The sequence below is a fragment of the Streptomyces sp. NPDC031554 genome (assembly GCF_055580685.1).
Map to the genome: position 1 here is coordinate 220,920 of NZ_JBVIKX010000008.1, position 12,642 is coordinate 233,561.

The following is a 12,642-nucleotide window of genomic DNA, read 5'->3' on the forward strand; positions in this document are numbered from 1 at the left end:
GCCGGGCGGCATCACGCACGTGTTCCCCTCCCCTCCCCTTCCCCTCCCGGTCGAAGAATCGGGCGAATCCTGGCAAGGTGGGCCCATGGTCGATCGGGGAGCGAGCGCGCTGTCCCTCCCGGAGGACTGGCCCGCCCACCCGGAGCCGATCCTGGCGCTCAACCGCATGGGCGGCTTCGAATGGGACCTGGACACCGGTCTGTTCGCCATGGACGCCCGCGCCCACGAGATCTTCGACCTCACCCCCGACGAGTACGACGGCCGCCCCGAGAGCCTCGCCCCGCGCGTCCCCCCGGCCGAGGGCCTGCGCCTGGACACCCTGGTGACCCAGGCGATCAAGGACGGCAGCGAGAACTACGGCGCCTACTTCCGCGTCCGCCGCCGCGACGGCGAGCTGCGCTGGACCCACACCCAGGGCTACATACGGCGCGACGGCACGGGCCGGCCCCGCCGGATCATCGGCATCGTCCGGGACGCGACCGACGAACTGCGCGACCTCGCCGCCCACCGCGAGGCGGCCGCCCTCGACGACGTGCGCCGCGAGCAGACCAACGTCGTCCAGCTCACCACCGCCGCCCTGGCGCACGCCCGCACCGTGAAGGACGTCATCGACGTCCTCAAGGACACCCACGGCCTCATCCACCTGGGCGCCACCAGCCTGGTCGTCGGCCTGGTCGAGGCCGGCCGGATCCGGCTGATCGCCGAGGGCCCCGAGGGCAGCTTCGTGCCCGGCACCCTCGTCACCCGGATCGACGAGCCGTACCCGATGAGCGAGGTGGTGCGCACCCTGACCCCGCGCTTCATCGAGTCCTCCGACGAGTTCGCGGCCGACTACCCCGTGCTGTGGCCGCACATCACCGGTCTGAAGATCACCTCGGCCGCCTACCTCCCGCTCATCGTCCAGACCCGCCCGATCGGCGCCATGGGCCTGCTCTACAGCGACCGGCGCGGCTTCACCCCCGAGGAACGCAACATCCTCGTCGCCCTCGGCAGCAGCATCGCCCAGTCCCTGCAACGAGCCATGTTCTACGAGCAGGAGAAGGACATCGCCCAGGGCCTCCAGCAGGCCATGCTGCCGCGCACCATCCCCAGCGTGCCCGGCGCCGACGTCGCCGTCCGCTACCGCGCCGCCACCATCGGCGGCTCCCACGGCCGCGACATCGGCGGCGACTGGTACGACCTGATCCCGCTGCCCGGGGGCACCCCCTCCGGGGGAGCCCGGGTCGGCGCCGTCATCGGCGACGTCCAGGGCCACGACACGCACGCCGCCGCCGTCATGGGCCAGCTGCGCATCGTCCTGCGGGCGTACGCGTCCGAAGGACACCCCCCGGCCACCGTGATGGCCCGCGCCTCCGTCTTCCTCGACGAACTCGACACCGACCGCTTCGCCACCTGCCTCTACGCCGAGGCCGACCTGTCCACCGGCGTCGTCCAGATGGTCCGGGCCGGCCACATCGACCCGCTGATGCGCGAGGCCGACGGCACCTGCCGGCGCCTCTCCGTCCCCGGCGGACTGCCGCTCGGCCTGTCCGCCGAGTTCGGCAGCCTCGACTATCCCGTCGCCACCCTCGAACTCGACCCCGGCCACACCCTGCTGCTGTGCACCGACGGGCTCGTCGAACAGCCCGGCGTCGACCTCGACGACGGCATGCGGACCCTCGCCGAGCTGATCGCCACCGGCCCCGACGACGTACGGCGACTCGCCGACCGGCTCATCGACGTCGCCGAGGAACGCGACGGCGACGACGACGCGGCCCTCCTCCTGCTCCACCGGCACGGCACGAACACCTCCCGGGCCGGCAGCCGGTTCCGGCAGCACGTGGCGCCCGGCGACCCCGAGGCCCTCACCCAGGCCCGGCACATGATCCGCGCCGCCGCCAGCTCCTGGGGCGCCCGGCAGCGCTCCGACGACATCGAACTCGTCGCCGACGAGCTGGTCACCAACGCCCTCGTGCACACCGAGGGCGCCGCCGTCGTCACCCTGCGCCTCCTGACCGGCGGCCCCCGGCTGCGCGTCGAGGTCGAGGACTCCTCCAGCGCCCTGCCGCGCCGCCGCGAGGCCGGGGACTCCGGCGTCTCCGGCCGCGGTCTGCTCCTGGTCGACCTGCTCTCCGACGCGTGGGGGGTGGAGGCCCGCGGCGGCGGCAAGTGCGTGTGGTGCGAGTTCGCCACCGCCGACACGGCTCACCAGTAGTGCGAGCCGATCAGGTACGCCAGTGTGATCAGCGCGGCCAGGACCAGCGCCGGGAGGGCCAGGCCCTTCGCGATCGCGGTGAAGGTTCCCGTGCCGCCCGCGGCCCTGGGGGAGTAGAGGTCGCGGCGGGTGCCCAGGTCGTGCCGGGCGAGGACGGTCAGCAGGAGCGCCAGGGCGGCGGTGGCCAGGGAGAAATTGAGCGGGGTGAACAGGTGCCCGTCGTGGGCGTAGTACTCGATATCGTCGGCCTTGCCCCACCGCCTTGACACGGCCGTCGCCGCCTTCTGCAGGCTCACGACAGCCGTGATCACCGCCGTGACCGCGAGCGCGAGGGCCGCGGCGGCGAGGGCGGGGGCCCAGCGTCGCTCGCGGGGCGCGGCCGGAACCCGCGGCGGCCGCCCCGGCGGCTCGGGGTGGACGACGACCGGGCCGGGCGGCTCCACCGGCGGATCGCCAAGGACGGGCCCCGGGTCCCCCGTGGGCCGTCCGTCACCGGGACCGGTGGGACCGGCGGAACCGGCGGGACCGGTGGGGTGCGTCCCGCTCCGCGTCCGCGGCCCGACGGTCGCCGTCACGTGGATCACCGCGTCGCCGGTGACCCCCTTCAGCACGATCTCCCCGGCCCACGGCCCCTCGGCCGACGGCCCCTCGGCCGACGGCTCGACGCTCACCTCCAGACCGCCCGTCCTGGTCGGTTCGACCCGCAGCCAGGGCCGGGTGGACTGGGCCACGCAGTGCCGGGCCAGCGGCGGGCCGGCCAGCTCCACGGTCCGCCGCGGCGGGGGCGAGTCCGGCGGCACCCGGCCGAAGTCCAGACGGTCGGGGGAGGGCGCGAGCCGGATCTCGCGCAGCGCCTGGTCGGCCTGGTCGGCGATCTGCCGGATGTCGTCGCGCGCGACGGCCTCCAGGTCCTGGCGCGCCCCCTCCGCGACGGGCAGCGAGTCGTCGTGCATCCGGGCGCGCAGTTCGTGGACGGCGCCCTGCCTCGTCAGCGGGTTGTCGCTGGCGATCGCGGCCAGCAGGTACGGCGGCGAAGGCACCTTCGTGATCGTCAGGCGGCCCCGCCGGTTGTTCGCCAGCTTCAGCTCGCCCTCCATCTCGACGTCCTTGCTGGGCGTCTGGTGGGGGTTCGCCTCCCGGACCCGGTCGTAGACGTAGTCGTACAGCTCGTCCAGGGTGACCACGCCGTCCCCGTTGCGGTCGGCGTCGCCGCTCTCCAGCCCCTGCACGACGGCGTGGGTGAACACCGACGGCCGCGGCCCGGAGTCCTCGGCGAGGTCGGGGCCCTCGAAGGCGTACTCCATGGAGTTGGACGCCGTGATGACCGCCCGGCCGCGCCCGCCGGGGGGCTTCTCGCCCCGGAAGGACTCCAGGACGTTGACCTCGCCGGTGGCGCGTACGGCGCCGGAACCGCGGGAGAAGGCGCCGCCGTAGCAGCAGTCCAGGAAGAGGACCGTGCTGCCGGCCCGGGTGCGGGACATGCAGCGGCGCACGAAGTGGGCGGGGACCGCGGTGGCGTCCAGCAGGCGCGGGTCGGTGTCGCTGGCGGCGAAGTAGAGCTCGCCGGACTCGCTCTTGAGGCCGTGGCAGGAGAAGTGCACGAGGAGGGTGTCGTCACGCCGCCGCTCGTTGAAGAACTGCTGGATGCGCCGGTTGGTGAGGTGGGCCGGCTCGTTGTGCACCACCTCGACCTCGAAGTCGCCGATCTCGGGATCGTGCAGGACAGCGGCGAGGGCCGCGGCGTCCTGGGCCGGTGCCCGGAGCTGCTTCAGTCCCTGGTCGTCGTACCGGTCGTTGGCGATGATCAACGCGTGCTTGGTGGTGGTCATGGCTCACGCCCCGACGTCGGAATGGCGGCGGACGAACAGGTCGAACGCCTCCGTCACCTGCTCCGGGGACGCCTCGGAGAGCTCCAGCACGTCGTCGTCCAGCGTCAGGCGCAGCGAGGGACGGGAATCCCGGCAGCGGGCCCGCCATTCGCGCACGGCGTCGAGCACCCGGGCCAGGGCGCCCATCGAACCGCTGAGGCCGACCAGCAGGCCGCCGACCGTGGCGGGGTCCACGGCGCGGGCGCCGGGCGGCGGTTCGGGGCCGGGGACCGAGGTCACGTCGTCCACGTCGAGCTGGAGCAGTTCCTCCCGGAGGTAGCCGGTCAGTTCGGCCACGCGGTCGGCTTCCGCCCCTTCTTCGGAGAGGAGGATCAGCATGTGCTGCGACACCGGCTCAGCCCCTTCGCTCGTGCCCCCAGGGGCGGCGCGGAGCGGGCCCCGCATGGGCGAACGGGCTCCACGTCGGTGCTTCCAGTCTCCGTCCGGGGCGGACGGACGGCAAATCAGCCGCGGCCCGCCCCGCTAGCGGGCTTCGAGGACGACGAGGGTCTCACCGGTCGTCGTCCGCACCTCGTAGCGCGCGATCCGGTCGGTCTGCAGGGTCGCGCCGCCCCGCATGGTGTTGGGGCGGGCGTCGTGGTCGGGGACCATCCAGCTGGTGGCGATCTCCTCCGAGCCGTCGTGGCCGACGACGACCAGATGGCAGGCGCGCGGGCCCGCGGCGTCCTTCACCTCGAGTTCGACCCGGCTGCCCCAGAGTTCGTCCTCGGACGTCACCTGCGCCCACACGCCCGACTTCTGGTCGGTCGCCGCGACGACCCGCGCCGGTTCCTCGCCGCCGGCGGCGGCGGTCAGGGCGAGCACCGGTCCCGCGACGGCGGCCACGGCGGCCGCGGCCACGGCGTACAGCAGCCGTCGGCCGACGGTCCGGCGCCGGACGGCGACCTCGCGCAGGAGGCGGTCGAGCAGCTGCGGTCCGGGGCCGGCGAAGGGGTGCACGGCGCGCGGCGTCGCCCTCCGGTACAGCATCAGCTGCCGGGTGGTGGCGCCGAACTCGGTGACCTCCGCCGCGCAGCGAGGACACTCCATGAGGTGGTCCTCGAAACGGAAGGCCTCCGCCTCGTCCAGCACACCCAGCGCGTACGCGCCGACGTCGCGATGCCTCTCCAGGGACCTCATGCCGAAACCTCGCGCCGTTGAGTGCCAGTGGGGTTACTCCTTGCTCCCACCGGTACGGACCAGGCATCGGAATCACTCAAGGCACGTACCGAATCGTGACCCAGATGTTCGGAGCGGTCCGGACCGCGGATTGGTCCGGACGCGAAAAAGCCGGAAAACTAGAAAAGGTGGATCGCGAGGTGCCCGAGGGGCAGACCGAGCCGCCAGGCGGGCGTCCAGACCTTGGGTCCCTCGTCCTCGCCGGCCGGCGCGCAGCCCGGTACCGCGTCGAGGTCGGGGGCGAGCAGTTCGGTCTCCTCCAGCCACCGCCAGGCCGCCGCCGCCAGCTCCAGATCGGGGTCGGGGCCCTCCGACTCGGCGGAGTCCGCCGTCAGTTGTGACATACGTCCGGCGACCCAGTCCTGCCAGGGCTGGTCGTACGCCGTGAGCGAGAGCCACGTCTCCAGCTGGGTGACCACCCGGATCCCGGGCAGTTCGCCGTCGGTGTCGGAGAGGAAGACGGTCAGCGCCAGGGCGTCCCGCCCGGCGCGGAACTCGAAGGACGTCGGCGGCATGAGATCGCCGGTCCGCAGCAGTTCGTCGGCGATGTACTCGGCGTACAACCAGGCCATGGGGACGGTGAGTTCACCGCCGTCGGTGCCGTCCGTGCTCTGATGACCTCTGTGCAGCATCCCTTCCTGCCTCCTCCGGTGCGTGCGCTTCGCCGGCCGCCGGGAAACCGGTGGCCGGGCCCCATCCGGAACACGGATAAGGACACCCGATTACTCAACCGGGGTCCACGGCAAGGCGCTTTACGGAGGTTTGACTCGACCGTGGGTTTCAGTCCAGGTCGGGAGCGTAACCGGGAAGCACTCGGCGCAGGGCGCGCAGCGCGTAGTACGCGCGGGACTTCACGGTACCGGGCGGGATGCCGAGCGTTTCGGCGGCCTCCGCCACGCTCGCCCCCCGGAAGTACACCAGCACCAGGACTTCGCGGTGTTCCGGTGTGAGGGTCTTCACGGCCTCGCGGACGTCGAGCGCCGCGGCGGCCCGGTCGGCGTGGTCGCCGCAGACCGGCGCGTTCTCCAGCACCGCGTCCCCGACCTCGGCCGGCCGTGCCTGCCGGGCCCGCCGCGCGTCGATCGCGAGCCGCCGGCCGACGGTGAGCAGCCAGGGCCGTACGGAGTCGAAGGCGTCGGCGCGCAGGGCCTCGGGATGCTGCCAGGCGCGCACCAGGGTCTCCTGGACGAGGTCCTCGGCGCGCTGGCGGTCACCGTCGCACAGCCTCAGCAGCAGCGCGAAGAGCGGCCGGCCGTGCTCACGCTGGAGCGCGGCGAGTTCGTGTTCGGCGGTCGTCGTCCGGGCGGCGAGGGTGGTTCCGGCGGTCATGCGCGTATGGCACCCCAGGGCGCCGTCCGGGGACAGGGTGCGCACAAGGATCTGCGGCGGACGGTCGATCGCGTCGACGAACGGTTCGACGAACGGTCGGGGCTACGCCGATCGCGCGCATCCGGTCCGACGGCGGGAGCGCCGGGGCGGTCCGGCTCCCCGCATCGATTAGTAGTAATACGTGCGTAAATATGACGATCCATGTGCAACGGAGTGATCCAGTGATCGCACGCAGACACCAGGTGGCCCTCGCCCTCACGGCCCTCCTCACGGCGGCCGCGGCCTGCCAGGCCCACGACCGCGAACCCGCCTCCGGACACCCCGCCCCCTCGGCGAGCCGCGGCTTCACCCTCGTGGCCACCGGCGACATCGTCCCGCACGCCTCGGTCGTCGACCGGGCCCGCTTCGACGCCGGCGGCACGGGCCACGACTTCGGCCCGATGTTCGCCGGGATCCAGCCCGTCGTCGCCGGCGCCGACCTGGCGCTCTGCCACCTGGGGGCCGCCCGCGTGGCCACCGACCCGGCCGCCGCCTTCCTGCCCCGGCTCGCCGCGGCCCTCGCCGCCACCGGCTACGACGGCTGCTCCACCGCCTCCGACGACGCCCTCGACGACGGCCCCGACGGCGTGCGCCGCACCCTGGACGCCCTCGACGGCGCCGGCGTACGGCACGCGGGCACCGCCCGCTCCGAGGCCGAGGCCGCCGCCGTCCCGCTCCTGGAAGCGGGCCCCGCGAAGGTCGCCCACCTCGCCTACGCCTACGACACCGACGGCCGGCCGCTCCCCGACGGACAGCCCTGGGCCCTCTCCCTGATCGACGAGAACAAGATCGTCGCCGATGCCCGCACCGCCCGCCGGGCCGGCGCCGACGTCGTCGTCGTCTCCCTGCACTGGGGCACGGAGTGGCAGGACGCCCCGGACGACCGGCAGCTCACCCTCGCCAGGGCCCTGACCGCCTCCCGCACCGGCACCCGCCCCGACATCGACCTGATCCTCGGCGGCCACGCCCACGTCCCGCAGGCCTACGAGAAGGTCAACGGCACCTGGGTCGTCTACGGCCTCGGGGACCAGGTGGCCGGCGAGACGCCGAACCGCGCCGGTGCCGTCGACCCGCGCGCCAACCGGTCCAGCGTCGCCCGCTTCACCTTCTCCCCGCCCGCCCGGCCCGGCGCCCGCTGGGAGGTGACCCGGGCCGCCTTCGTCCCCGGGCTGTTCGACCTCGACGCCGGCCGTGTCGTCGACCTCGACAGGGCCCTCGCCCAGGGCGCCGACGCGGGGGGCGTGCGCGACGACATCCGCGACCTCGTGCTCAGCCGGGGAGCGGCACGGGACGGGCTGGTGACGGGGGAGTAGCCGAGGGGGGCGGGGCGGGCGCGGACGCCGGCTACGGCACCACCGTCACCGGCCAGCGCCCCGCCTTCACCAGCCGCACCGCCACCGACCCCACGATCCGGTGACCGGCCTGCTCGGAGGCGCCGACCACCACCGCGTCGGCCTTCAGCTGATCCGCGGCCTTCACCAGCCCGTTGTACGGGTCGCCCTGGAAGGTGTGGAACTCCCAGCGCACGTCGAATATCCCCCGGGTGCGTTCGGTGGCCTCCCGGATCTGCGCCACGATGTCCTGGGCGATCTCGTCGGTCGCCTCCGCGACCGGCGCTCCGAGCGCCGCGCTCGCCGCCATCACCGGCTGCACGTACACCACCGCGAGCAGGGCGCCCTGGCGCCGGGCCAGACCGCCGGCGTAGGCGGCGGCGCGGAGCGAGGGGTCGGAGCCGTCCACGCCGACGAGGACGACCTTCGGGCCGTCCGTGCCCCGTTCGAACGGGGAAGGGTGCTGTTCCGTCACGGCGAGAGGCTATCGGAACCCGCAGGTCCCACCGCCGCGCGGGCCCGACGCACCCCCGCGTGCACATCCGGCGGTACCGGTGCCCGGTGCCTCCGGCGTCCGCGGTGCGTTCTCCGCCGCGCGGGCCGTCGTCCCACCGCCGCGCCCGGCACCCGGGGCGCCCTCCCGCGGCCGGCCACCCCTTCCGGCGGTCTCCCGCCCCCCGACGGCTTCTCTGCGGTCTCCCGCTCCCGCCGGCCGTACGGCGGGATCGCGTCGCCGCTGATCCGGCCGGCGGGGGCGGAGGCCGGTGGCGACGAGCACCGGTGGGGGAGGGGGCGGCCGGCGGGGCGGTCGGCGTGCTGCGCCGAGCGGGTGGATCCGTGCCGCCGGGTCGGTGTCCTGGTGGTGCGTCGGGGCCCGGCCGGGCGACTGATGACACATGCAGAAGGATCAGTTGTTCACGCGGCGCGGGGCGTTGCTCGCCGGCGCCGCCACCGTCGGCGCGGCCGGCACGGCCTCTCTGTTCGCGTGGGGGACGGGTGCGGGGGCACCGGCCGGCTCCGGCGCCCCGGCGGCCGGTGCCCCCGCGTACCGCCTCCCGATGGCCCCCTCCGCCTACCGTCTCCAGCCGCTGGCCGGCTACGGCCCCCCGCGCCTCACGGTCCGCACCCCCGTGCGGCGCGCACCGCTCCTGCGGATCACCGGCCGCGGCCGCGCCATGGTGCTCACCTTCGACGACGGCCCCGACCCCCGCTACACCCCGGGCATCCTCGACACCCTGGCCGAGTACGGCGTCCGCGCGATGTTCTTCGTGTGCGGGGAGATGGCCGCCGACCACCCCCACCTGCTGGCCCGGATGGCCGACGAGGGACACGTCGTCGGCAACCACACCTGGTCCCACCCCCTGCTCACGAAGATGACGCGCCGTCAGATCCGCTCCGAGATGATCCGCACCAGCGAGGTCATCGAGAACGCCTACGGAGAACGGCCCCACTGGTTCCGCGCCCCCTACGGCGCCTGGAACCGCGCCGCCTTCCAGCTGGGCTCCGAACTCGGCATGGAGCCCCTGGCCTGGACGGTGGACACCCTGGACTGGACCACCCCGGGCACCGGCACCATCGTCGACCGGGTCGAGGGCGGCGCCGCTCCCGGAGTCGTCCTCCTCTCGCACGACGCGGGCGGCGACCGCACCCAGAGCGTGCGGGCCCTGCGCCGCTACCTGCCCCTGCTCCTCGACTCCGGCTACCGCATCACGGTGCCGCGGCGGCAGCGCCTCTAGGGCGTCGCGACGGGGCGAACGTCGCCTGTCGCGGCACCAGCGGCGGGTCCGGCACGCGCGTCCACGCCGTGACGGGCACCGGTACCGGCCGGGCCGCCCCCGAGCGCCCGGCCGACGGTCCGTTCTAACGGACCTCGACCAGGCGGGCGAAGACGACCACGTTGCCGTCGTAGCCGTTCGCCTTGGAGAAACCGCCGCCGCAGGTGATCACCCGGAGTTCGGGGGCGCCCTTGGAGGCGTAGACGCGGTCGCCGGGGAAGTCGTCCTTCGCGAAGACCTCGACGCCGTAGACCTCGAACACCGCGGTCTTCCCGTCCCGGCGGGCCACCTCGACGTGATTGCCCTTCTTCAGGGCCCCCAGGCCGTAGAACACGGCCGGTCCCCGCGTGTTGTCCACATGGCCGACGACGACCGCGGTCCCCTTCTCGCCGGGGGAGACGGCGCCGGTGAACCAGCCGGCCAGGTTCGGATCCTCCGGGGGCGGCGCGCCGACCCAGCCGTCCGTGTCCAGGCCCACCTGCATGAGCGGGGCGTCGACCTGGATGGCGGGGATCCTGACCCGGTCGGGTGCCGCGAACGGCAGGGGCTGGACGGCCCTCCCCAAGGTGCCCCGGGTCGCACCGGCGTCGGCGGCCGCCGCGGAGGCGGGCTGCGGCGGGCCCTCGTCGAACTCCCCCGAACCGTTGCGGATGAGCGCGAGCCCGGTCAGCAGAACAAGCGCCATCACGCCCCAGGGAACGCGCTTCTTCGGCCGTTCCTCCTCTTCCGCCGTTCCGGACAGCTCGTACCGAGACATTCGCCAGCCCCTTTCGACGCGGCCGTCGCCACGTCCTTCCGCGCATACGAGAACGCTAAGTCCCCCCATGGCAAACAGCGACGGGGTGGCGGCGAACAGGTGGCCCGCGTGTCCTGCGGTCCGCCATCCGAGTTGCCGTGTGCAGGAATTTTCTGACGGTCCGTGACCTGCGGTGATATCCGATCGCGTACGTTTCCCCCGGCGTGTCCTCTCACCGGGACGGACCATTCCCGACATGCGGGCCCGCGCGCGGCGCCAGAGGGTCGATCCGGGAGGTGCTCTCTCGCCGACAGACCGGGGACGGGCCCCGGGGCGCCTTCCGCGGAGGATCACATGCGAAACTCACGCGCCCTGGCGGCCGCGGCCGCGGCGGTCGCCGTCCTCGGGCTCGCCGCCCCCGTGGCCGTCGCGGACGGTATGCCACCCAACCCCGGCAGCCAGAACGACAACAACTGGGTCGACCCCGGAAACAACAACGCCGGAGGCCACTCGGGCAACGGCAACTGGGGTGGTCACAACGGCAACAACGGAAACAACGGCAACAACGGGAATGGGGGAAACAACGGAGGTGATGGAGGCGGGAACGGCCGCGGCAATGGAGGTGGCAACGGCGGCGGCAATGGCGGTGACAACGGCGGCAATGGAGGTGGGAACGGCGGGGGTAATGGAGGGAACGGCGGAAACGGCGGGGGCCATGGAGGAAACGGCGGGAACGGCGGCGACGGAGGTGACAACGGCGGCGACAACGGCGGCAATGGCGGCGGGAACGGCGGGGGCAATGGCGGGAACGGCGGAAATGGTGGAGGAAACGGCGGCAACGGAGGTGGCAACGGCGGCGGCAATGGCGGTGGGAACGGCGGGGGCAATGGCGGGAACGGCGGAAATGGTGGAGGAAACGGCGGCAACGGAGGCGGGAACAACGGGGGCCACGGCGGGAACGGCGGCGGCAACGGCGGCGGGAACGGAGGGAACGCCGGTGGGAACGGCGGCAACGGGGGAATCTCCCCGAGCAACATCGTCGCGCTGCCCAGAGTCGTCACCCGCGGCGGTCAGCTGACCATCACCGTCGACGGCTGCCGGGGCGGCGGCACCATGAGTTCGGACGCCTTCCGCACGACCGGTCTCCGGCCCGCCAACGGCGCCCGCGACACGGCGCAGGGCACCGCGACGGTCAACAGCAACGCGCGCCCCGGCTCGCACAGCGTCACCGTCAACTGCAACGGCCGCACCCTCACCAACCCCACCGCCTTCACCGTCATCGGCGGCGTCCGCGGCGGTCTCGGCGGCAGCAGCTCCAGCGGCGCCACCCCGACCGACATGGCCATCGGCGGCGGGCTGGTGGCCGCGGCGGCCGTCGGCGGCGGCGTGTTCTGGATGCGCAGGCGCGCCGAGCGCCGCGCCTGACGGCCTGCTCCGCCCCTTTCGGAGCACGGCCGCGTCACGGGCCCTCGCCCCCTCCCTTCCGGGAACCGGGGCGAAGGCCCGCGCGCCGTCAGGAGCCGCCGTCCCCGCCCGCCCGCCGGCGCGAGAAGTGGTACGCCGCGCCCACCGACCCCGCGACGAGCGCCGCGCCGAGGCCGATCTCCCGCAGGTCGAACCCGGCGACGGTCCCGCCCGCGCCGGCCCGCACGGCGCGCGGGACCGCGTCGGGCACCGGGGTGGAGGTGACCGGGCGGGCGCCGGCGACGGTCAGCCCGGTGGAACGGCTGACGCCGTCACAGGTGAACGTCACCCGGTGCACCGCGCCCGCCCTGACGTCCAGGTCGACGGTCGTGGTGGCCGAGGAGCGGCGCGCGGCGATGCGCACCGATTCGAAGATCCCCGAGGTGATGGTGACGTCGCCCTTGCAGCCACCGTCGCCCCGGTCGATCCGGAGGGTCACCCGGCCGCCCGCCACGATCGTCGACGGCAGCACACTGAAGCCGAACGGGGTGGTGCCGTCGGCGGCGACGGCGGACGGCGCGGGCAGGGCCAGGGCGCCCAGGCTCAGCAGTGCCGCCGAGGCGACGCGTATCGCGTGCATGGGGTCTCCTCCGGTTTCCGAGGAGCGGCGGCCGCGGTTCTTCTCCGCGCGTGTCGTCGCCCGCGCCTCGATGACCGAAACGCTAGGAACGGGCGTGTGCTCCCGCGATTCCTGTCGTCCGAACGGGGGAAGCGAGAGGGCCGTTCG

Annotated in this window: 13 protein-coding genes; 4 read left to right on the forward strand and 9 right to left on the reverse strand. The window is 73.9% G+C overall.

All coding sequences use genetic code 11. From position 1 onward, the window contains the following. Nucleotides 1–85 precede the first annotated feature (85 nt). Nucleotides 86–2,194, forward strand: a complete 2,109-nt coding sequence (locus ACZ5FU_RS21980) for a SpoIIE family protein phosphatase (RefSeq protein ID WP_469046350.1) — start codon at nt 86–88, stop codon at nt 2,192–2,194. On the opposite strand, the gene ACZ5FU_RS21985 is transcribed toward ACZ5FU_RS21980, so the two are convergent. The 5 genes from ACZ5FU_RS21985 to ACZ5FU_RS22005 all read right to left on the reverse strand — a co-directional run bounded on the left by ACZ5FU_RS21985 (nt 2,185) and on the right by ACZ5FU_RS22005 (nt 6,570). Continuing rightward, nucleotides 2,185–4,023: a caspase family protein gene (locus ACZ5FU_RS21985; protein WP_451780772.1), complete on the reverse strand. Its 1,839-nt coding sequence runs from the start codon at nt 4,021–4,023 to the stop codon at nt 2,185–2,187. The two genes, ACZ5FU_RS21980 and ACZ5FU_RS21985, sit on opposite strands and share 10 nt — an antisense overlap. A 3-nt stretch (nt 4,024–4,026) precedes the next feature. Continuing rightward, a complete protein-coding gene (locus ACZ5FU_RS21990) occupies nt 4,027–4,413 on the reverse strand; it encodes an effector-associated constant component EACC1 (protein WP_451529644.1) in 387 nt (128 codons plus the stop codon). Nucleotides 4,414–4,545: 132 nt separating this feature from the next. Further along, complete coding sequence (locus ACZ5FU_RS21995; protein ID WP_451780773.1) at nt 4,546–5,202, reverse strand: zf-HC2 domain-containing protein; 657 nt, start codon at nt 5,200–5,202, stop codon at nt 4,546–4,548. Between the two features lie 158 nt (nt 5,203–5,360). Continuing rightward, nucleotides 5,361–5,873 carry a hypothetical protein gene (locus ACZ5FU_RS22000; protein ID WP_451529646.1) on the reverse strand — a complete coding sequence of 171 codons (513 nt, stop codon included), beginning with the start codon at nt 5,871–5,873 and terminating at the stop codon, nt 5,361–5,363. Between the two features lie 148 nt (nt 5,874–6,021). Further along, complete coding sequence (locus ACZ5FU_RS22005; protein ID WP_451529647.1) at nt 6,022–6,570, reverse strand: sigma-70 family RNA polymerase sigma factor; 549 nt, start codon at nt 6,568–6,570, stop codon at nt 6,022–6,024. A gap of 221 nt (nt 6,571–6,791) precedes the next feature. Here ACZ5FU_RS22005 and ACZ5FU_RS22010 point away from each other — a divergent pair, with 221 nt between their 5' ends. After that, complete coding sequence (locus ACZ5FU_RS22010) at nt 6,792–7,922, forward strand: CapA family protein (RefSeq protein WP_451780775.1); 1,131 nt, start codon at nt 6,792–6,794, stop codon at nt 7,920–7,922. A gap of 31 nt (nt 7,923–7,953) precedes the next feature. Here the strand turns inward: ACZ5FU_RS22010 and ACZ5FU_RS22015 are convergent, their stop codons facing one another. Continuing rightward, nucleotides 7,954–8,415, reverse strand: a complete 462-nt coding sequence (locus ACZ5FU_RS22015; RefSeq protein ID WP_451529649.1) for a universal stress protein — start codon at nt 8,413–8,415, stop codon at nt 7,954–7,956. A 421-nt stretch (nt 8,416–8,836) separates the two neighbouring features. Here ACZ5FU_RS22015 and ACZ5FU_RS22020 point away from each other — a divergent pair, with 421 nt between their 5' ends. Next, entirely contained in the window at nt 8,837–9,676 is an 840-nt protein-coding gene (locus ACZ5FU_RS22020; RefSeq protein WP_468837019.1) for a polysaccharide deacetylase family protein, read from the forward strand. Between the two features lie 124 nt (nt 9,677–9,800). On the opposite strand, the gene ACZ5FU_RS22025 is transcribed toward ACZ5FU_RS22020, so the two are convergent. Together ACZ5FU_RS22025 and ACZ5FU_RS22030 are read right to left on the reverse strand one after the other, a co-directional pair. Then, the gene (locus ACZ5FU_RS22025) at nt 9,801–10,472 is read right to left on the reverse strand and encodes a class F sortase (RefSeq protein ID WP_451529651.1); all 672 of its coding nucleotides are present in this window, start codon (nt 10,470–10,472) and stop codon (nt 9,801–9,803) included. 342 nt (nt 10,473–10,814) lie between these two features. After that, complete coding sequence (locus ACZ5FU_RS22030) at nt 10,815–11,402, reverse strand: hypothetical protein (RefSeq protein WP_469046352.1); 588 nt, start codon at nt 11,400–11,402, stop codon at nt 10,815–10,817. Nucleotides 11,403–11,564: 162 nt separating this feature from the next. Here ACZ5FU_RS22030 and ACZ5FU_RS22035 point away from each other — a divergent pair, with 162 nt between their 5' ends. Then, nucleotides 11,565–11,876, forward strand: a complete 312-nt coding sequence (locus ACZ5FU_RS22035) for a hypothetical protein (protein ID WP_451529653.1) — start codon at nt 11,565–11,567, stop codon at nt 11,874–11,876. 88 nt (nt 11,877–11,964) lie between these two features. On the opposite strand, the gene ACZ5FU_RS22040 is transcribed toward ACZ5FU_RS22035, so the two are convergent. Further along, nucleotides 11,965–12,495, reverse strand: coding sequence for a hypothetical protein (locus ACZ5FU_RS22040; protein WP_451780780.1), 531 nt, complete (start codon nt 12,493–12,495; stop codon nt 11,965–11,967). Nucleotides 12,496–12,642 lie beyond the last annotated feature (147 nt).